At 51.4% G+C, this 19,997-nt stretch carries 17 protein-coding genes; 6 read left to right on the forward strand and 11 right to left on the reverse strand.

Annotated elements, in window-relative coordinates; genetic code table 11:
• Window positions 1-148: 148 nt before the first annotated feature.
• A complete protein-coding gene (gene gyrA, locus MKX76_RS22820; protein WP_007129244.1) occupies window positions 149-2,644 on the reverse strand; it encodes a DNA gyrase subunit A in 2,496 nt (831 codons plus the stop codon).
• A gap of 473 nt (window positions 2,645-3,117) precedes the next feature.
• On the opposite strand from gyrA, the gene MKX76_RS22825 reads away from it, so the two are divergent.
• On the forward strand, window positions 3,118-3,921 hold the full coding sequence (locus MKX76_RS22825) for a YheC/YheD family protein (RefSeq protein WP_213616576.1): 804 nt from the start codon (window positions 3,118-3,120) through the stop codon (window positions 3,919-3,921).
• Between the two features lie 314 nt (window positions 3,922-4,235).
• Here the strand turns inward: MKX76_RS22825 and gyrB are convergent, their stop codons facing one another.
• From gyrB to dnaA, 6 genes are all read right to left on the reverse strand, one after another.
• On the reverse strand, window positions 4,236-6,146 hold the full coding sequence (gyrB, locus tag MKX76_RS22830) for a DNA topoisomerase (ATP-hydrolyzing) subunit B (protein ID WP_007129242.1): 1,911 nt from the start codon (window positions 6,144-6,146) through the stop codon (window positions 4,236-4,238).
• Window positions 6,147-6,172: 26 nt separating this feature from the next.
• The gene (remB, locus tag MKX76_RS22835) at window positions 6,173-6,424 is read right to left on the reverse strand and encodes an extracellular matrix regulator RemB (RefSeq protein ID WP_007129241.1); all 252 of its coding nucleotides are present in this window, start codon (window positions 6,422-6,424) and stop codon (window positions 6,173-6,175) included.
• A gap of 12 nt (window positions 6,425-6,436) precedes the next feature.
• Complete coding sequence (recF, locus tag MKX76_RS22840; RefSeq protein WP_040738348.1) at window positions 6,437-7,549, reverse strand: DNA replication/repair protein RecF; 1,113 nt, start codon at window positions 7,547-7,549, stop codon at window positions 6,437-6,439.
• 49 nt (window positions 7,550-7,598) lie between these two features.
• A complete protein-coding gene (gene yaaA / locus MKX76_RS22845) occupies window positions 7,599-7,814 on the reverse strand; it encodes a S4 domain-containing protein YaaA (protein ID WP_007129239.1) in 216 nt (71 codons plus the stop codon).
• 99 nt (window positions 7,815-7,913) lie between these two features.
• The gene (gene dnaN, locus MKX76_RS22850) at window positions 7,914-9,056 is read right to left on the reverse strand and encodes a DNA polymerase III subunit beta (RefSeq protein ID WP_007129238.1); all 1,143 of its coding nucleotides are present in this window, start codon (window positions 9,054-9,056) and stop codon (window positions 7,914-7,916) included.
• Between the two features lie 203 nt (window positions 9,057-9,259).
• Window positions 9,260-10,606 carry a chromosomal replication initiator protein DnaA gene (gene dnaA / locus MKX76_RS22855; RefSeq protein ID WP_007129237.1) on the reverse strand — a complete coding sequence of 449 codons (1,347 nt, stop codon included), beginning with the start codon at window positions 10,604-10,606 and terminating at the stop codon, window positions 9,260-9,262.
• 599 nt (window positions 10,607-11,205) lie between these two features.
• On the opposite strand from dnaA, the gene MKX76_RS22860 reads away from it, so the two are divergent.
• On the forward strand, window positions 11,206-11,937 hold the full coding sequence (locus tag MKX76_RS22860; RefSeq protein ID WP_341034653.1) for a hypothetical protein: 732 nt from the start codon (window positions 11,206-11,208) through the stop codon (window positions 11,935-11,937).
• A 238-nt stretch (window positions 11,938-12,175) separates the two neighbouring features.
• Here the strand turns inward: MKX76_RS22860 and gntK are convergent, their stop codons facing one another.
• The 4 genes from gntK to gnd all read right to left on the reverse strand — a co-directional run bounded on the left by gntK (window position 12,176) and on the right by gnd (window position 17,070).
• Entirely contained in the window at window positions 12,176-13,723 is a 1,548-nt protein-coding gene (gene gntK / locus MKX76_RS22865) for a gluconokinase (RefSeq protein ID WP_341034654.1), read from the reverse strand.
• A 91-nt stretch (window positions 13,724-13,814) separates the two neighbouring features.
• Window positions 13,815-15,176, reverse strand: coding sequence for a GntP family permease (locus MKX76_RS22870; protein WP_007129234.1), 1,362 nt, complete (start codon window positions 15,174-15,176; stop codon window positions 13,815-13,817).
• A 163-nt stretch (window positions 15,177-15,339) separates the two neighbouring features.
• Window positions 15,340-16,017, reverse strand: a complete 678-nt coding sequence (locus tag MKX76_RS22875; protein WP_028406529.1) for an FCD domain-containing protein — start codon at window positions 16,015-16,017, stop codon at window positions 15,340-15,342.
• A 153-nt stretch (window positions 16,018-16,170) separates the two neighbouring features.
• A complete protein-coding gene (gene gnd, locus MKX76_RS22880; RefSeq protein WP_007129232.1) occupies window positions 16,171-17,070 on the reverse strand; it encodes a phosphogluconate dehydrogenase (NAD(+)-dependent, decarboxylating) in 900 nt (299 codons plus the stop codon).
• A gap of 442 nt (window positions 17,071-17,512) precedes the next feature.
• Here gnd and rpmH point away from each other — a divergent pair, with 442 nt between their 5' ends.
• The 4 genes from rpmH to jag all read left to right on the forward strand — a co-directional run bounded on the left by rpmH (window position 17,513) and on the right by jag (window position 19,965).
• Window positions 17,513-17,647 (forward strand): 50S ribosomal protein L34, encoded by a 135-nt coding sequence (gene rpmH, locus MKX76_RS22885; RefSeq protein ID WP_007129231.1) that lies wholly within the window; start codon window positions 17,513-17,515, stop codon window positions 17,645-17,647.
• 232 nt (window positions 17,648-17,879) lie between these two features.
• Entirely contained in the window at window positions 17,880-18,230 is a 351-nt protein-coding gene (rnpA, locus tag MKX76_RS22890) for a ribonuclease P protein component (protein WP_028406528.1), read from the forward strand.
• A gap of 77 nt (window positions 18,231-18,307) precedes the next feature.
• Window positions 18,308-19,186 (forward strand): YidC/Oxa1 family membrane protein insertase, encoded by an 879-nt coding sequence (locus MKX76_RS22895; protein ID WP_007129229.1) that lies wholly within the window; start codon window positions 18,308-18,310, stop codon window positions 19,184-19,186.
• Window positions 19,183-19,965, forward strand: coding sequence for an RNA-binding cell elongation regulator Jag/EloR (jag, locus tag MKX76_RS22900; RefSeq protein WP_341034655.1), 783 nt, complete (start codon window positions 19,183-19,185; stop codon window positions 19,963-19,965). The genes MKX76_RS22895 and jag overlap by 4 nt, the downstream gene beginning before the upstream one ends.
• The last annotated feature ends 32 nt before the right edge of the window (window positions 19,966-19,997 follow it).

The raw sequence follows: 19,997 nt of genomic DNA on the forward strand, positions 1-19,997 counted from the left end.
TCATCGCAGCGAAACTTCACCTTTATATTATACATTATTATAGTTCGACTTACTCAGCCTGTACAATACTGACTTCCTTATTTTGTAATCTGGATCACTGAAAAAAAAGAGCATGGATGCTTCATGTGCATCCATGCTCCCCATTGCTTTATTCCTCGGTTGGTTCAGAAGGGTCCATGCCTTCTTCGAACTCGCCCTCTTCACCATCGTTCTCTGGTTCATCACTCTTGTCTGCACGGCATACCGTACCGACAGAATCATCCTCGCGGATGTTAATCAGCTTCACGCCCTGCGCATAGCGGCCCATCGTTGAGATGCCCTCCATGCTTGTGCGGATCAAGGTGCCGCTGGCCGTAATGATCATCAAATCCTCTTCCGACTTCACGACCTTCAGCGCAACAACCGGTCCGTTCTTCTCGGTAATATTGATCGTTTTGATCCCTTTACCGCCACGGGTCTGAACACGGTAATCGCCGGCCGGTGTCCGTTTGCCGTATCCGCGGGTCGTTACGATCAAAATATCAAGCTCCGGATCCACAACGTCCATGCCGATGACTTCGTCACCCTCATCGAGCGTTATGCCCTTAACCCCGGTTGCGCTTCTTCCCATTGAACGCACATCGCTCTCCTCGAACCGGATGGACATGCCCTGTGCCGTTCCCATAATGATCTCTTGCTGACCGTCTGTCAGCTTCACATCGATCAGGGAGTCGTCCTCGCGCAGGTTAACGGCGATCAGGCCGCCCTTGCGGATATTGACATAGTCCTCAAGCGGCGTCTTCTTCACAACCCCATGACGGGTAGCAAAGAACAGGAACTTATCGGTATCGAAGCTCTCGACCGGAATAACCGCATTGACCGTTTCGCCTTGCTCAATCTGAATCAGATTGATGATTGGCGTTCCGCGGGCGGTACGGCTAAGCTCCGGTATTTCATAAGCTTTGAGACGGTAAGCCTTTCCTTTGTCCGTAAAGAACATCAGGTAGTGATGGGAATTCGTTACGAAGAGGTGCTCGACAAAGTCCTCGCTCTTCGTTTCCATCCCAACGACGCCGCGTCCGCCCCGCTTCTGACTGCGGTACGTATTGGCAGGCAGACGCTTGATGTAACCGGTATGGGTAATGGTGATAACCACTTCCTCACGCGGAATGAGATCCTCGTCCAGGATGCTGTCTTCACCTACTGTAATTTCGGTACGGCGCTCATCTGCAAAGCGCTCCTTAATATCCTGAAGCTCATCATTGATGATTTGCAGCACAAGATGTTCGTTCGCCAAAATCTCGCGCAGCTCGGCAATCCGGGCCAACAGCTCTTGGTACTCGTTCTCGATCTTCTCGCGTTCGAGTCCGGTCAGACGCTGCAGACGCATATCGAGGATCGCCTGAGCCTGCTCCTGGCTAAGCCCGAAGCGCTCCATCAGACCTTCGCGCGCGGCCTCGGTTGTCTGCGAGGCGCGGATCAGCGCGATAACCTCATCCAGATGATCCAGCGCAATCCGCAAGCCCTCCAGAATATGGGCCCGGGCCTCGGCCTTCTTCAGCTCGAATTCGGTACGACGGCGAATCACCGTCACCTGATGCTCCAGGTAATAATGCAGCACATCACGCAGATTCAATATTTTCGGCTCATTGTTGACGATCGCCAGCATGTTGATACCGAAATTCGACTGCATTGCCGTATGCTTATACAAGTTATTCAAGACGACGTTCGGGTTGACGTCACGGCGCAGCTCGATCACGATCCGCATGCCGTTACGGTCCGACTCATCACGGAGATCCGTAATGCCGTCAATTCGCTTATCGCGAACGAGCTCGGCAATTTTCTCCACGAGACGTGCTTTGTTCACCTGATACGGGATCTCATGAACGACAATGCGCGCCTTATTATTGTTTTCCTCAATCGTCGCCTTCGCGCGCATCGTTACCGAGCCGCGTCCCGTACGATATGCCTGGCGGATGCCTTCGCGTCCCAAAATGTAGCCCGCTGTCGGGAAGTCCGGTCCCTGTATATACTCCATCAGCTCCATTGGAGTGATGTCGGGATTCCGAATCATCGCCTGTACGCCATCGATGACTTCGCCAAGATTATGAGGCGGTATATTCGTCGCCATACCGACCGCAATCCCGGATACCCCGTTTACGAGAAGGTTCGGGTAACGTGCCGGCAGAACGACCGGCTCCTGCTCCTCGCCATCGTAGTTGGGCGCAAAGTCAATCGTCTCTTTATTAATATCACGCAGCATTTCCATGGCAATCTTGGATAAACGGGCTTCCGTATATCGCATTGCCGCTGCCATATCTCCGTCAATGGAACCGAAGTTACCATGCCCGTCGACGAGCATGTATCGCATGGAGAAGTCCTGCGCCATCCGGACCATGGATTCATACACTGCGGAATCACCATGCGGATGGTACTTACCGATAACCTCGCCAACGATCCTTGCCGATTTTTTGTACGGTTTGTCCGGGGCCATGCCGAGCTCCGACATCGCATATAGTATGCGACGGTGAACCGGCTTCATTCCGTCCCGCACATCTGGCAAGGCCCGGCTGACAATGATGCTCATCGCGTAATCCATAAAGGATTCGCGCATCTCGGTACCTATGTCCCGATCTTTAATTTGGGAGAAATTTTCTTCCGCCATGCTGGACCTCCTTCATTTTCTATCAACCATGCCTTGCTCTATGTGAAAAAAGCAGAATAATGATCAGGAAGCTATAAATGCACCAACCTTTATTATATTACTTTCACAAACCATGCACAATTAAACACGGGATAGAAAGCGTGAAAGTATGATTTTTGCCCGGAAACCGTGACATACGCCCTGTCCTCCGTGCCGCTTTTCACATACAATGCATTGAAAAAGATTTCGCATCGATCACATCTTTATATTATACCACTGTTTGTCATACTTGTCCTATGTTTTCCCGTTTGGCAGCTTTATGTGCCGGATGTATCGCCCGGTGCTTCGATCGATCATGAATAGCGTTCGACCTTCCCCTAACGGGCTATGGCTAAGGCAAACTATAGGCGTATCCCTGCGCTCGTGCTCTTTTTTTTCCGTGACAGGTACATCTGCTCTTCACTCAAAAAAACGGCCGGAAAGGATGAAGTTGGTTGGCTATACAACGCGTTGCAAGCAAATGGGCGAAAACAAAAATCTTGTTGAAAAATAAAGGTCTTGCCTCCTACATTCCCGCAACCCGCCAGTACTCGTTCGAAGCGCTGGAAGAGTTGCTGAATACCCACACGCTGGTTTACATTAAGCCGGATCGGGGGACGTACGGCAACGGCGTTATGTCCGTGGAGCAAATCGAATCGCAGAATGAGGAGGAATCGGCCGCCTCCAAGACCTACAAGCTCCGGTATGAACAAAAGACCGAGACGTTCCAATCACTGGACAGTCTTCATAAAACGCTGAATTCACTGCTCCAAGGCAAGGAATATTTGATTCAGCAGGGCATCCATCTGCTCCGGTACCAAGGCCGTCCCTTTGACCTGCGTGTTCTTACACAGAGAAGCCCTTCCGGACAGTGGGTAAGCACCGGCATTATCGGGCGGGTAGCGGCCAAAAACAAAATCATTACAAATCATCATAGCGGCGGCACCGTCCAGCATTACAAGCCGCTTATGCTTGAGCATATGACGGCCGAAGAGGCGGAGAACATCCGCCGGGAACTGCATGAGCTCGGTGTGAATGTCGCCGGCCAACTGCAGAAGTCCTACCCGAATCTGAAGGAAATCGGGCTGGATATCGCAATTGATGGACGATGGAACATTTGGATTTTGGAGGTCAACACAAAGCCTGCGCTCTTTCCGTTTAAGAAGTTCTTCAAGGATCCAAGCATCTATAACAAGGTCAAGAAGTACGCCAGCGCCTACGGACGGAATTTGTCCAGCAGTACAAAGAAGGTCCGCTAGCCTAACCTATGTCGCTGCACGTCCGGAATCTTACCCTACCTTGGTTCGATGGGTCACTTCAACATGACTGGCGCGTAAAATTCATGTCGCATTGCTAAGCCCTGCTTTAAGACTGAACCCGCAGTAACTCTATGCGCTCGTTACGCGCTCCGGACTTGCCTTGATGGTTGTTTGCTCCTATCATCGCAGACAATAGATAGTAGGGCGTATGAGCATAGCAGCCTTCTAAGTGATCAGCCAGCCGCTCACAGCAAAAAGGAGCATCCGCAGGTCCCTGACCTGCCCGGATGCTCCCTCCTGGCTAGTGCTCTATGCTAAATGTCCAAATTGCGGACGCTCTTCGCGTGCTCTTGAATGAAATCACGACGCGGCTCAACGTTGTCACCCATGAGGGTGTCAAACAGCGTATCTGCCAGCATGGCATCCTCGATCGTTACCTGCAGCATCGTGCGGCTCTCCGGATCCATCGTCGTCTCCCACAGCTGGGTTGCATTCATCTCGCCGAGACCTTTATACCGCTGGATGTTAAACTTGGCGTTCTCGCCGAATTCCTTAATGATCTCGTCGCGCTCCTTCTCGCTGCCCGCATAACGGACAACCTTGTTGCGCTCGATCTTAAAGAGCGGCGGCTGCGCGATATAAATATATCCCGCTTCTACCAGCTTACGCATATAGCGATAGAAGAACGTCAGCAGCAGTGTGCGGATATGCGCGCCGTCGACGTCAGCATCGGTCATGATGATGATTTTGTGATAACGGGCCTTTGACAGATCGAAGTCATCGGCAATCCCGGTACCGAGCGCCGTAATGATCGCACGGATCTCCGCATTAGAGAGAATGCGGTCCAGACGGGCCTTCTCGACGTTAAGGATTTTCCCCCGCAGCGGCAGAATCGCCTGGAAGTGCCGGTCACGGCCTTGCTTAGCCGATCCGCCGGCGGAGTCGCCTTCGACGATATACAGCTCACTGATCGACGCATCCTTGGAGGAGCAGTCGGCGAGCTTGCCCGGCAGGGCGCTTACTTCAAGCGCGCTCTTCCGGCGGGTCATTTCCCGAGCCTTACGCGCTGCTTCACGTGCACGGGAAGCCTGCAGCGCCTTCTCCAGGATGCGGCGGGACACCGAAGGATTCTCCTGCAAGAATTCCTGCAGCTTCTCCGCAAACAGGGACTCCACGATGCCGCGGACTTCACTGTTGCCGAGCTTCGTCTTCGTCTGCCCTTCAAACTGCGGCTCCGGCACTTTGACCGAAATGATCGCCGTCAAGCCTTCCCGCACGTCGTCTCCGGACAAGTTATTGCTGTTGTCCTTGATCATGCCGGTTTTACGGGCATAATCGTTAATGATGCGCGTCAATGCGCTTTTAAAGCCGGATTCATGTGTTCCGCCCTCATGCGTATTGATATTGTTCGCAAACGAGTAAATATTCTCGGTATAGCTGTCGTTGTACTGGAGCGAGATCTCCACTTGAATGTTGTCCCGGGAGCCTTCCACGTAGATCGGTTCTTCGTGGAGCGCCTCCTTCTTCTCATTCAAGAATTTAACGTACTCGATAATACCGCCTTCGTATTTGAAATAATCGGAAGCTCCCGTACGCTCATCCGTCAGTGTGAGCGCGATGCCTTTGTTCAAGAAGGCCAGCTCGCGAACCCGCGTCAGGAGCGTATTATAGTCAAACTCCGTTGTCTCCGTGAAAATTTCCGGATCCGGCAGGAAGGTAACCGTCGTACCGGTCTCTTCGGTATCCCCGATGACTTTGATGTCATACTGAGGCACGCCGCGCCGGTATTCCTGCTGATAAATATGCCCATCCCGCTTCACTTGGACGACAACCTTGGTGGACAATGCGTTAACGACCGATACGCCCACGCCGTGCAGGCCGCCGGATACCTTATATCCCCCGCCGCCGAACTTACCGCCGGCATGCAGGACGGTCATAACGACTTCGAGGGTGGATTTCTTCAGCTTGGCGTTCTCGCCGACCGGAATTCCGCGTCCGTTATCGATAACCGTAACGCTGTTATCCTCATGGACAATAATCTCGATATGGTCGCATATTCCCGCCATCGCTTCGTCAATACTGTTGTCCACTACCTCCCATACCAAATGATGCAGACCCTTGACGCTGGTCGAGCCGATGTACATCCCTGGACGTTTGCGGACAGCCTCGAGCCCTTCCAGTACCTGAATCTGATTCTCATCATATGTCGGTTGATTCATAGACATGCCTTCACCTACTTCTACAGATTCTGTTATGCCTGAGCTACAAAATGATTTGCCCGCTTCTTCAGCGTTGCGGAGGAAATCGGGGAATAGTAGACGATGGACTTCGTCACCACGATGGATTTCGGATCCTCTTCACCGATTAATTCCACGACCTTATGCTGCTGGGCATGCGTGACGAACTGCTTGGAGATCTTTGACGATTTCTCGATCGAGATATCGAAGATGCCAACCAGCTCGGACGAACGGATAATCTTTTCTCCGCCTAAATGAATATACAATGGAATCACTCCTTAAGAGCCCACCTGTCCGTCATGGACATGAAAAATGCTGGCACCCTTCAATTTGTCGGTATTCAATGTCTCGATGCCCGTCGCCGTGATGAATGTCTGCACTTTGCTCTGGAATGTCTCTATCAGTTGCGTCTGCCGGTATGGATCCAGTTCGGAAAGCACATCATCCAGAAGCAATACCGGATATTCACCGATTTCTTCCTGAATCAGCTCGATTTCGGCCAGCTTCAAAGAGAGCGCCGTCGTTCGCTGCTGACCTTGAGATCCGTACGTTTGGACTTCCTTACCGTTAATATAAAAAGCCAGATCATCTCGATGAGGACCTGCCAATGTCATACCACGCCTTATTTCTTGCTCTTTCATTTGTGATAATTTTATCATAAAACGCTCAAATAAGACAGCTTCATCTTCTTCCTCCGCGTCAGCAAAGGACGGAACATAGTGCAGGGACAGCTCTTCCAGGCCGTTTGTGATGCCCTGATGAATGCCCTCAGCCCACTTTTGAAGCTTTTTTATAAATTGTTTCCTCTTCTTGACGATTTTAACACCATGTTCTGCCAACTGGCTGTTCCAAATGTCCAGCATCGCCTGCTGGGACGCTTCCTTCCCCCACAGCTGCTTGAGCAGATTGTTCCGCTGAACGAGCACCTTCTGGTACTGCTGCAGATGGTAGAGATAGCTCGGCGCGACCTGCCCGATTTCCATGTCAAGAAACCGGCGGCGAACCCCCGGCGTGCCTTTGACGATTTCCAAATCCTCGGGTGCGAACATAACCACGTTCAGGGAGCCGATAAAATCACTCAGCTTCCGCTGCTCCAAACCGTTGACCTTCGCCTTCTTCCCCTGCTGGGACACGCTCAGCTCAAGCTTCAGCATCCCGTACTTCTTCTCAACCTCAGCTGCAATATGCGCACTCGGCTGCTCGAAGGCGATCAGCTCACGATCCTTGGAGGTGCGGTGGCTCTTCGTCAAAGCGAGCACGAAGAGCGCCTCCATCAAGTTGGTCTTCCCCTGGGCGTTGCGCCCGATAATCAGATTGACATCACCGAACGCATTCAGCTGCAGCTGATCATAGTTCCGGTAATGCTGAAGACTGATATTGTTAACAAACAAGTTGATCCTCTCCCTCGTCATCCGCGCCTAGCGCCTAACGGGAGGCTGTCTATTGCGCCGCCACCTGAAAGGTTCCGCAGTCCTCCACCTTGACGATGTCGCCGGGAACCAGCTTGCGTCCGCGCCGCTCTTCCTTCTCATCGTTGACCAGCACGGCCCCCTCCGCCAGCAGCTCCTTCGCCATGCCGCCTGTGGATACGCAATCCGCCAGCTTCAGAAATTGGTCCAGCTTAATATACTCGCTGTGGATAAAGATTTGCTTCATTTGCCTGTCCTTTCCTCCTTATCAACATGGGGATAACTTTTATAGCGGGTTCAAATAAGTCGGATCCGTGACCAATAGACGACTTTTTGAACATCCTCTTTAGTTCGCCGTACGGTACGGCAGAATAATATACTGACTCTTGCTGTCATCGAGCGGCTTCAGAATGATCGGGCTCATGACTCCCATGAAGGCAATCATCAGCTGCTCGCTCTCGACGACCTTCAGCACGTCCAGCATATATTTCGAGTTGAAGGAAATGCGCAGCGGATCCCCCTTGAATTCAATCAGATCCAATTCTTCACGCACTTTACCGAGCTCGGAGGAACTCGAGGAGATTTCAATGCCCCCGTTCTCCATCGTTTGCAGCAGCACGATATTCGTTTTTTCCTCTCTCGACAGCAGGTACGCACGGTCGATCGACTCGCTTAATTTTTTTGTATCCAAAACGAGTTCTGTTTTATGCGTCGTCGGAATAATTCTAGAAGTATCGGGATAAATGCCGTCTAATATACGCGAATAGAACAGCACACGGTCAATTTTAAATAATACCTGATTATCGGCCACAACGATATCGACCAGCGTATTTTGATCCGGAATGATCTTGCTCAGCTCGTTCAAGGTTTTGCCGGCAATGACTACGTTGTTGAACGAAATATCATCCACACCTTCAATATTCGCGGACCGAGTCGCCAGACGATGACGGTCGGTTGCGGTAAATTTCAGCTCATTGTTGTTCAGGCTCCACAGAACCCCTGTCAGAATCGGCGTCGTCTCGTGCGTCGAGATGGAGAATACCGTCTGCTTGATCATGTTTTTCAGCAGATCTCCCGGAAGCGAGATCGTCTGACTGCCTTCGATGTTCGGCAATACCGGGAATTCATCCGGATCAAGGCCGACCATTTGGATTTCGGTTGCGCCTGCGGAAATAAAGGTCTGGAATTGATCTTTAACCTCCATATGGATTTCCTGGGAGGGCAGCTTCTTGATGATTTCAACGAAAAATTTAGCCGGAAGCACGACACTACCCGGTCTTTCAACCTGAACAATCGTGTGCTTTTCATCTTCCGAAGGAATAAACGATTGGATGGAAATATCCGTATCGCTGGCTGTCAGCGTCACGCCGGAATAAGTGACATCAAGTTTAATGCCGCTCAGGATCGGAATGGTGGTCCGGCTGGAGATCGCTTTGGACACGTGTTGGATGGATTCGTTCAATACATTTTTCAATATGCTGATTTTCATCAATTTCACTCCTTGCGGAAAAATGAGAGGGGTATTGTTTCATTCGGCGGAAGGCCGATGATTCCCCTCTTTATGGATAATTATTTTATTAATTATTTATAGTACAAGTAGTAGGCGCACTGAATATGTGGATAAGCCCGTGAAAAGGCATAAAATTAAGCCTATCCACATGTGTATAGATTGTGCATAGGCTTTGAACTTGTTCAGGTTGGATTTTTGATTTTCTCCGTAATATTGTTAACCACTTTGAAGAGCTCCTGGTCGGTCTTCAGCGATTGGGTGATCTTCTCATGCGCATGAATGACGGTGGTATGGTCCCGTCCTCCGAAAGCTTCTCCGATCTTCGGAAGGGAATAATCGGTCAATTCACGGGACAAGTACATGGCGATCTGCCGCGGAAAGGCGACGGCTTTGGTCCGTTTGCGGGCTTTGAAGTCCTCCAGCCGCAGATTGTAGTACTCGCCCACCTTCTGCTGAATATCCTGGATCGTAATCATTCTCGGCCGGCTGGACGGGATGATATCCTTCAGCGCTTCCGCTGCAAGATGCGTGGTCACATCCTGGTTCGTCAGAGAGGAATAAGCAACAACACGGATAAGGGCGCCTTCAAGCTCCCGGATGTTGGTATCGATCTGGTTGGCAATATACATCATCGCTTCGTTCGGAATGTCCAAATTCTCGGCCTTCGCCTTCTTGCGCAAGATCGCGATCCGGGTCTCAAGGTCCGGCGGCTGAATATCGGTGATCAGTCCCCATTCGAACCGTGAACGGAGTCTTTCCTCCAGCGTCGGAATTTCCTTGGGCGGCCGGTCACTTGATATGATGATCTGCTTCCGTTCCTCATGCAGCGCGTTAAACGTATGGAAAAATTCCTCCTGCGTCGATTCCTTCCCGGCCAAAAACTGAATATCGTCAATGAGCAGAATATCGACGTTGCGGTACTTGTTGCGGAAGCTTTCGGCGCGGTTGTCACGGATGGAGTTGATAAACTCGTTGGTGAACTTCTCTGAGGAAATGTACACGACCTTGCTGCTCGGATTATGCTCCAAAATATAATGGCCGATGGCGTGCATCAAGTGTGTCTTGCCAAGTCCTACCCCTCCGTAGAGGAACAACGGGTTGTACGCTTTGGCCGGCGCTTCGGCGACGGCGAGCGAGGCGGCATGCGCAAACCGGTTGCCCGAGCCGATGACGAACGTGTCAAAGGTGTATTTCGGGTTCAGCATATGGGATTGAATTTCGTCTCCGCTAACTTCTAACGGGGGGGACGGCTGCTGAGGAGCCGGCTCCTGTGACTTTGCCTCTTCAATCACAAACCTCACATCGACCTGTTTGCCGATCACCTCATAGACCGTTGAGCTTACCAGCTTCGTATATCGGCTCTCCAGCCATTCCACGGCAAACGTTGTCGGCGCGGAAATGACGACGGAGTGATCGTTAATGGTCAATGCCTTGGTCGCTTTAAACCAAGTGTCAAAGCTCGGTTTGCTGAGCTTGGTCTGTATTATCGATAATATTTCCTGCCATAATTCGGAAGTATGGCTTTCCAAAACTGTCACTCCTTTAAATCTTCCAAATGTGGCTAGAGCCATGAGTGGAAATGTCGAACCAAAATGAACGATGTCAAATTATCCCCAAAGCTAACCCCCTGTGGAAACAAAAAAATATGGATAAATTGAAATTGTTCACAACTTTATCCACAGCCTGTTGATAATATCATGTGTTCATTCACATATTCACATCCAAAAGTAATATCATCATAGCAAAAGAAGGCCTTATTTTCAATGTATGTCGCTAATTTATCCACAAATTCAATACGTTGTGCATAATTCTTATTCACACCACTAGATATTGTTTATAAATTGTTCAGCTTTCGACATCATTAGCCTTCATGCGAAAAAAATTATGCACAGGTTGTCCAAATCGCAAACAATTTTTGCTTCCATCTCCATCTGTTCATAACTTCTGGTTGAATGTTCTAGCGGCCTTTATAATCAACCAAAGGTACAAACGGTTGTGGATATCCCTCACTAGGGCGTGCACGGCATGTCGAATGGGGGATTTTTGTCTGCTCAGGAGGGTTGAGAGCAGCGCAACCTGTGGTCATTCATCGCCGTACTATAAGGAAACTTCGAACGGAGGAAACGGGATGGGAGAAACGCAGCCTAGGGCTCAGTGGAGGAGATGGCTAGGGTTGCTCGTGCTGGTCTTGATCGTTGCTGCGGTCGCAGGCTGGGCGCAAAGCTATTATTCGAAGACATTTTTTTATCTGGACGACGTCAAATACTTCAAGTATGAGGATTCGGGCAGCGGTACGGTCGAATATCGCGCTTTATTCGGCCGGGGAAGTCCGGTGTATGTTCACAAGTATGAGTCAGATCGGGTGATTGAAGCCGAGGAAGAAAGGTACCAGATTCACGGAAAAGAAGGGATGAGCGGGGAATGGGAGCCGTATGCGGTCGTTTATCCGGATGGTACCGAATTCCGGGTGGAGCCGTTTGGCCAAGACGGATTCCAGGTGTTCGATCAGGCTGGAGAGTGGGTGCTTCCCCCGGCAGTCATACAGGTTGGGTTGGGAAACAAAATAAGGGATCCGGATAGCCCTCGTTATTTTCCAGCGGATCTTGCCGCTGCGTCGGACGAAGCGTTCCATCAGCCTAACGGCAGCGTAGGGTTCTTCCTTTTGGCGGTCGCATTGTTTATTTTCAACTGGTGCAGTTTTCGTTATGAAGCCTTTCAGCGCTTTATGTTTCATATATCTCCTTCCAATCTGATGGTGAGTGACCCGGAGCCGAGCGATTTTTATTTCTTCATGTGCAAGGTCGGCGGCGTCTTCGGGATGATAGTCTCGCTGGGGATATTTTTTTCTTATGCGTTGTGACTAGGAGAGCGGAGGGGGAGGCTTACGCTGTCGGCTTTGTTAAAAAGGCATTAGGCCCGTTAATCGAGACTGTTGGCGATTCGCCCCAGGCTCTTAATCCGCCCTCGGTGATTGCATGATCATCCAGATTGTTGGTGCGCCGGGGAGCATGCATCCTGCATCATAAAAAAAGCCTGTCTTTGCGAGGGATATTCCTCCGCCAAAGACAGGCTGTCTTTATTTTACTAGGTCACTCATGTTATTTCTGCTCAAATCTGCGCTGGAACTCCGATATGGCTTCATAGTCTTCCTCCAGCTTGCGCGAGATCCGGATATAGATCGGAAGGAGCGCTTTATACACATCGGCGTTCTCCTTCACCGGCTGGTGCTCATGCGTGCCGCCGACCATCGTTGAGACGATATCTAGCGAATCCACTCTTCCCGTAGCATATAAGCCCAGGACGACGGCGCCGAGACAGGAGCTCTCATAGCTCTCCGGCACGATCACCTGCTGGTCGAAGATATCGGCCATCATCTGCCGCCAGATCGGTGAGCGGGCAAACCCGCCGGTGGCGTGAATCTTCGCCGGATGGCCCATCTGCTCCTCCATGGCGAGCAGAACGGTATACATATTGAAAATGACACCTTCCAATACGGAACGGATCATATGCTCCTTCTGATGGTTCAGCGTAAGGCCAAAGAACGAGCCGCGCGCATTCGGATCCCACAGCGGGGCACGTTCTCCCGTTAAATACGGATGGAACAAAAGGCCGTTCGAGCCCGGAGGAATGCGGTCTGCAATTTTGGTCAGCACATCGTACGGATTGATCCCGAGCCGCTTGGCCGTTTCAATCTCCGATGCCGCGAATTCGTCCCGTACCCAGCGGAAAATCATGCCGCCGTTATTGACGGCACCGCCGATGACCCAGTGCTTCTCGGTCAGGGCATAGCAGAAGATCCGTCCTTTCGGATCGGTCATCGGCCGGTCTACGACCGTTCGGATGGCGCCGCTCGTACCGATGGTCGCCGCAACGACGCCCGGCTGAATCGCGTTGACGCCAAGGTTGGACAGAACGCCGTCCGCAGCCCCAAGCACGAACGGAGTGGAAGGAAGGAGACCCATACGAGCAGCGTATTCTTCCTTCAGGCCTGTCATGATATGTGTGGTTGGCACGAGTGTGGACAATTGATCCTCGGTAATCCCGGCCAGCTTCAGCGCTTCCTGATCCCAAGCGAGGGCTTCCAGATTCATCATGCCGGTGCTGGAGGCGATGGAATGGTCCACCACATACTTGCCGAACAGCTTATAGTATACATATTCCTTAATCGAAATGAATTTGGCGGTTTGCTTGAACACGGACGGCTGATCATGACGGAGCCACATCAGCTTTGTCACCGGCGACATCGGGTGAATCGGCGTGCCGGTTCTCAAATACAGCTCCATGCCGCCAAGCTCCTTCTTGAGTTTCGCGGACCAGGCGGCACTCCGGTTATCCGCCCACGTAATGCAGCGGGTTAACGGGACTCCTTCCTTATCCACGGCAATGACGCTGTGCATTGCGGCACTGAAGGACACGAACAATACCTGCTTCGGAGAAATTCCGGTATCGGCCATCACGCCTTGGACCGAGGAGAGCACCGTTTGAAAAATCTGTTCCGGATCCTGCTCGGCCGTCGAAGGCGTAGGGGTGTGAAGGGGGTATTCACCGCCGGCCTTGGCGACGACTTCTCCATTCTCCTTAAACAGCACCGCTTTGGTGCTTGTCGTTCCGATATCGACACCGATCATGTAGTTCTGTGTACTCAAGAGACATACCTTCTTTCTATTTGAGGTCCCCAAGCGAAGTCTTGCGTTGATGCGCGTATCTTCACCGGGGACCTCATGAGCTTATGTTCAATTATACAATTAGATTTAGGACAAGGGCCAATACAAGACCGGTTACAGAGAGAATCGTCTCCAGCACGGTCCAGGTCTTCAGCGTCTGGGCTACGGTCATATTGAAGAATTCCTTAACCATCCAAAATCCAGCGTCATTGACGTGGGACAAGACGATGGATCCGGCGCCGGTAGCAAGGACGACAAGCGCGACATTGGCGTCCGGCGTCATGGCGAGCACAGGTGCAACAATGCCGGCAGCCGTCGTCATGGCTACGGTGGCCGAGCCGGTTGCAACCCGGATCAGGGCTGCGACCAGCCATGCGAACAGGATGATATTGATGTTGGCGCCGGTGGCAATCTCGGCAATCGCATTGCCGACGCCGCTGTTAATCAGTACCTGCTTGAAGGCGCCGCCTGCACCGATAATCAGAATGATGGAGGCGATCGGCGCTAGACACTCGCTGGTGAACTTCGACAGCTCATGCTTGTTGAAGCCGCGTGCAAAGCCGAGCGAGAAGAACGAGAACACCGCCGCAATCAGAAGGGCGATGACTTCGTGTCCCACGAATTTGCAGATGACAGATATGGCGCTCGTGTTGTTAGGATCGATGATCTCAGCTGCCGAGCCGATCAGCATCAGAATGACGGGAAGCAAGATGGTGAAGATCGTGATGCCGAAGCCGGGCAGTCCGCGATCCGCTTTGCTGGAGAACTGCTCGGCCAGCTCTTCAGGCGGCTCGGTTGTGATCCGCTTGCCGATATATTTGCCGAATACGGGACCTGCAAGAATGGCGGCAGGAATCCCGATGACAAACGAGTACAGAATGGTAATGCCCAGGTCCGCGCCGTACGCATCAATCGCGATCATCGGAGCGGGATGGGGCGGAACCAGACCGTGAACCGTGGATAAGCCGGCCAGAATCGGAATGCCGATCTGCAGCAGCGACATTTTCGTTTTACGGGCTACGGTAAAGACGATCGGAATCAGCAAAATAACACCGACCTCAAAAAACACGGGAATACCGACAATAAAGCCGACAATCATCATGGCCCAGTGTACCCGCTTCTCCCCGAAGCGATTGACCAGCGTCGTTGCGATTTGCTCGGCGCCTCCGGACTCGGCCATCATTTTGCCCAGCATGGTGCCAAGCGCGATAACGATGGCTATCGTTCCGAGCGTTCCGCCGAGACCGCCGGTTATGGATGTGATCACGTCCATCGGCTGCATGCCGGTCAACAGCCCCAGCAGCAGCGCAGCGATCAGTAGTGTAACGAAGGGATTCCACTTATATTTGGATATCAGCACGATCAGAAAAACGATCGTCAGCAAGGTCCAGAACATTAAAGTAGCGTTATGGCTGAGACCAAAAAGTGTGTTCATAGCTGTCTTCCTCCTATAGATTACCCATTATGTCCGGGTGGTTATTGGTAAACTGAGCGGTTTTCTGCGGTAGTATGCCCAAAACAGAATGAATTTCTATTGTATACTTGTCGACAACTTAGAGCGTGCAATAAGAAACGGAGGAAGGGAGGACTACGATAAGTTAATCCTCCGGGAAACTCAGATGCAGCGTCCGGCGGGAATCATCGAAATATTGCTGAACCGCCGTTTGAATCCGGTCCGGATCCAAGGATTCCATCTCTTGAATAAGCCGGATATGCTTGTCCGTTACGTATCGGAGCTTGGAGGCACCTCCGCTGAACACCTGCCGGGTTGTGATCAGCATGACCGTCATCACAATCGGACGGATGCTCTTCCATAAATGCATGATCCGCTTATGATTCGCCTCGGTTATGATGCGCTCGTGGAAGCTCAGATCCTGATAGGAATACTCGATCGGATCCACATGCTTGGCAGCAAGCTCCATCCTGTCGACAATTTGCCGAAGCTGGCGGATCAATTCCGGCTGCTGCCGCGCAAAAACCTCTCCTTGCACGAAGCTTTCAATAAGATACCGCACATCGTACAGCTCTTCGACGTCTTTAAGGGATAGGCCCATGACAACAGCGCCCATGCGCTCCAACTGAATCAAGCCCTCGCTGGACAGCGTTTTCATCGCTTCGCGAACAGGGGATCGGCTGGTGCCGAACTCGCCTGCGATCCGGTTCTCTGAAATGACTTCCCCGCGCTTGATCGTGCCGCTAATGATCTGCAGCCTTAACTCGCTCGCAATGGCCTCGCCAAGCGAAGCTCCCTGCAGCCAGGCCGATGGGTATTTCATAGACTGATTCTCCAATCCGGTTAACTAGTAATCATCCTCTTTCGTGGTAATCATACCACAGGAAAAGTTCCGGATTCCATTCATGATGCCGTTTTTCCCCGGATGTTATCCAGGCTATGAAGACGCTTGCTAAAACGCGGATGGAGAAGCGGATTATTCCGACTTCTCGACCGCATGGCCGCCGAATTCATTGCGAAGCGCTGCCACGACTTTTCCATGAAACGTATCTTGATCCAGCGAGCGGTAACGCATAAACAGGGAGAGGGCGATTACCGGTGCGCTTGCCTGAACTTCCAGCGCCGTTTCGACGGTCCATTTGCCTTCGCCGGAGGAATGCATGACACCTTTGATGCCTTCCAGCTTCGGATCTTTGGAGAAAGCGTTCTGCGTGAGCTCCATGAGCCAGCTGCGGATGACGGAACCGTTCGACCATACCCGGGCAACATCCTCGTAATTGTAGTCAAAAGCGCTCTTTTCCAACACTTCAAAACCTTCGGCAATGGACTGCATCATCCCGTATTCGATCCCGTTATGGACCATCTTGAGGAAATGCCCGCTGCCGCTTTCGCCGGCGTATAGATAGCCGTTCTCGACAGCCATGTCCTTGAACAGGGGTTCGATGCGGCTGAATACCTCGCGGTTGCCGCCGATCATAAAGCAGCCTCCGTTATGGGCACCTTCCATGCCGCCGGACGTGCCGGCATCGAAATAATAAATTCCTTGCTCCGACAAACGGGTTGCCCGGGCAATGGAATCCTTATAATGAGAGTTGCCGCCGTCAATCAGAATATCGCCCTGGGCAAGAAGAGGGGATAGCGAATCAATGACCGAATCCACAATCTTACCGGCAGGAACCATCATCCATATGATACGGGGCGAATCCAGCTTCGCCACCAGTTCTTCAGTCGAAGCGGTGCCTTCGGCCCCATAACCGGCAGCCTTGCTCACCAGATCGGCATTCAAATCGTACGCGACGACCTCATGCTGATGATGAATCAGGTTCTGGACCAGATTGAGACCCATTTTCCCAAGGCCGATCATGCCTATTTTCATAATATGATGCAGCTCCTTCTTAGATGTATACTTGTATACAACTTAAATTCAATTATTTATACTACTCCTTTATGGCGCCGGTGTAAACCGGCGAGGCGTCGCCCGATCAAGGTCCGAAAAACGCCAATAGTTCTATTCACAGACGGTTTCAATAGGTTATCCCCATGTGGATAAATCAAAACTAGCAATAAACGCTACATGTGGAAAACTTAAGCTTCCTAAAAAGGCAAAGTTTGATTTGACTTTTAGTCCTGATCGTGATTAAATGTAAAAAGGCATTTTCTGTGAAGATAAAGGACATCATCCGCAATCACTGCGGTCTGTTATCAAGAGATGCGTCGATGGACGACGACTTGGCGGTCTGTCTTCCGTGAAAGTGCGTCGGTAGACGTTTAATCTTAAAATACGTATGAGAGATTCCTGTAAGGGGGTGCATTAGATCATGAGACCAACATTCAAACCGAATGTGAGCAAGCGCAAGAAGGTGCACGGCTTCCGCAAAAGAATGAGCACGAAGAACGGACGCAAAGTATTGGCTAGCCGCCGTCAAAAAGGAAGAAAAGTACTTAGCGCTTAATACTGTGCCGAAGACCACCGAGGTGGTCTTTTTTTCGTAATATCTCCTGTTTGATGAAGGGTGGGGTAAATGCCGACCTGTATTAGATCACTTAGGAGGCCCTTCGTGTATGTGATGTTGTTTGCGTTTACCGTCGTACCGGCATGACTATACTATATATATAGGAAGCGATGCCCGGAGGCGGAGAATGTCGTTTAATGAATTTGATTATCGGTCAGGCAGGGAGAGACTTGTGCATAGAAAACTTCGTTTACGGAACCGCGCGGACTTCAGCCGGGTATATCGGCACGGAAAGTCCTTTGCCAATCATCAGTTTGTCTTATATTGGTCGCGTAAAAAAGAGGTAGAGCAGTTTCGCGTCGGCGTATCGTGCAGCAAGAAGATCGGAAATGCCGTCGTACGCAACCGGATGAGACGTGTGGTGAAGGAGATTGTCCGGCACCATCAGCATGAGATCGTGGAGCATATCGACTTGATCTTCATTGTCCGAAAGGGAGCGCTGGGCAAGTCGTATCAGGAGCTTGAAAAAAGCGTGCTGCATGTTCTGCGGAAATCCTCGCTTTTGAAACCGAAAAAGGGCTGAACGCTTGTGTTTATTTGTCCATATAAATATGTTATGATTTACCGTGGAATGGCAATGGCGAAGAGAGGGGTTTTGAAGTGTCGTTCATGAAGACAAGACGAGGAAAATGGTTCCTCCTCGCCGCTGTAATACTCGCAGTGGCGGTTATATCAGGTTGTGCGCCTGGAGCTGACCAAACGCGTTCCATCGAAGACTTGAAAAATGGCGGCTTTTGGCAGAGCAACGTTGTTTACTACTTTACCTTGGCACTTGATACGTTTGCTACATGGTTTAACGGTGAATACGGATTATCTGTCCTTGTAATGGTGCTTATCGTCCGTACATTGATCCTGCCGCTGACCTTGAAGCAGGTCAGAAGCTCTAAGGCCATGCAGGCGATCCAGCCTGAGGTTCAGAAGATCCGTGAGAAATATAAAGACAATCCTGAGAAAATGCAGATGGAAACGATGAAGCTTTTCCAGGAGAACAAGGTCAATCCGATGGCGGGCTGCTTGCCGCTGCTCGTTCAAATGCCGATTTTTATCGCACTCTATCATTCGATCTACTATAATGGACTTCTTCGTGAGCACGAGTTCTTGTGGATGCAGCTCGGTGAGCCGGACAAGCTGTTCATCCTGCCGGTATTGGCAGCAGCCACGACGTATCTGCAAACGAAGATGATGATGAAGATGAACCCGTCTCCACAGATGGGGATGATGCAGTTTATGCTGTTCGTGTATCCGATTTTGATCTTTGTCATGTCCTTTCAGTTTCCTGCTGCGCTTCCGCTGTACTGGTTCTACAGTAACCTGTACACGATCGTGCAGAACTACTTCTTGTACCGCAACAATGACAAGGCAGCTGTAACGGCAAGCGTTGCCAGCGCGACCCAAGGTCAAAAGAGCAATAAATCCGGGAACAAGAGCGGTCATAAAGGCGGGAAAAAGGGTTCGAAAGGAGCCAAAAAGTCGAGATGAGTAAAATCGTCGCAACAGGAAAAACCATTGAAGAAGCTGTCGCACAAGGGCTGGCCCGCTTGGGTGTAAGTCAGGATCGTGTATCGGTTCAAATATTGAGTCAGCCATCAAGAGGATTCCTGGGCCTGTTCGGGGTCAAGGAAGCGAAAGTTGAACTAACGCTCCTGCCTGAACGCGCCGGCGGCGAATCACACCATCCGATGACTCCTTCGTCCCAGCAGTCGGCACCTGCCGCAGAGGTGAAGGTATCCCAAGCCTCGAGCGTGCCGGCACCATCCGCCGTGGCAACGATGGAAGAGAGCCGCACGGAAGCCGCTGAGGCGAAGAAGGACCCTTATGAGGAAGCCATCAGCTTCCTTCGCGAGACGGGACAGGCCATGGGGCTGGATATCTCGGTCGAGCAGGAAAAGGGGAAAGATTTCACGACGCTTCATATTTCCGGCGCGGGCCTCGGGCTGATGATCGGCCGCAGAGGCCAGACGCTGGACGCCCTTCAGTATCTGGCGAACATCGTGGCGAATCGTTATTCGGACAGTTACCTTCGCATCGTTCTGGATGCGGAGAACTTCAGGGAACGCCGCAAGAAGACGCTGGAGGATCTGGCCGACCGGCTTGCCGGACGGGTTCTGAAGAGCCGCAAGGAGATTGTGTTGGAGCCGATGCCGGCCGCAGAGCGGAAGGTCATCCATGCCAGACTGCAATCCCACGGCGGCGTGAAGACGTACAGCAAAGGCGAAGAGCCGAATCGCAGAGTGGTCATCACTCCGAAATCGTCGTAAGCCTTAATTAGAAGAGTATATGTTGATCAATG

This window comes from Paenibacillus sp. FSL R5-0810 (assembly GCF_038002285.1).
Classification (GTDB): domain Bacteria; phylum Bacillota; class Bacilli; order Paenibacillales; family Paenibacillaceae; genus Paenibacillus_AQ; species Paenibacillus_AQ lactis.

What these genes read in the sequence shown, in the direction of transcription:
- yaaA (WP_007129239.1), bottom strand. Translation starts at nt 7,814, where the DNA reads ATGAAGCAAATCTTTATCCACAGCGAGTATATTAAGCTGGACCAATTT.
- MKX76_RS22875 (WP_028406529.1), bottom strand. Translation starts at nt 16,017, where the DNA reads ATGAAATACCCATCGGCCTGGCTGCAGGGAGCTTCGCTTGGCGAGGCC.
- jag (WP_341034655.1), top strand. Translation starts at nt 19,183, where the DNA reads ATGAGTAAAATCGTCGCAACAGGAAAAACCATTGAAGAAGCTGTCGCA.
- MKX76_RS22860 (WP_341034653.1), top strand. Translation starts at nt 11,206, where the DNA reads ATGGGAGAAACGCAGCCTAGGGCTCAGTGGAGGAGATGGCTAGGGTTG.
- dnaN (WP_007129238.1), bottom strand. Translation starts at nt 9,056, where the DNA reads ATGAAAATCAGCATATTGAAAAATGTATTGAACGAATCCATCCAACAC.
- gnd (WP_007129232.1), bottom strand. Translation starts at nt 17,070, where the DNA reads ATGAAAATAGGCATGATCGGCCTTGGGAAAATGGGTCTCAATCTGGTC.
- MKX76_RS22870 (WP_007129234.1), bottom strand. Translation starts at nt 15,176, where the DNA reads ATGAACACACTTTTTGGTCTCAGCCATAACGCTACTTTAATGTTCTGG.
- rpmH (WP_007129231.1), top strand. Translation starts at nt 17,513, where the DNA reads ATGAGACCAACATTCAAACCGAATGTGAGCAAGCGCAAGAAGGTGCAC.
- gyrB (WP_007129242.1), bottom strand. Translation starts at nt 6,146, where the DNA reads ATGTCTATGAATCAACCGACATATGATGAGAATCAGATTCAGGTACTG.
- gyrA (WP_007129244.1), bottom strand. Translation starts at nt 2,644, where the DNA reads ATGGCGGAAGAAAATTTCTCCCAAATTAAAGATCGGGACATAGGTACC.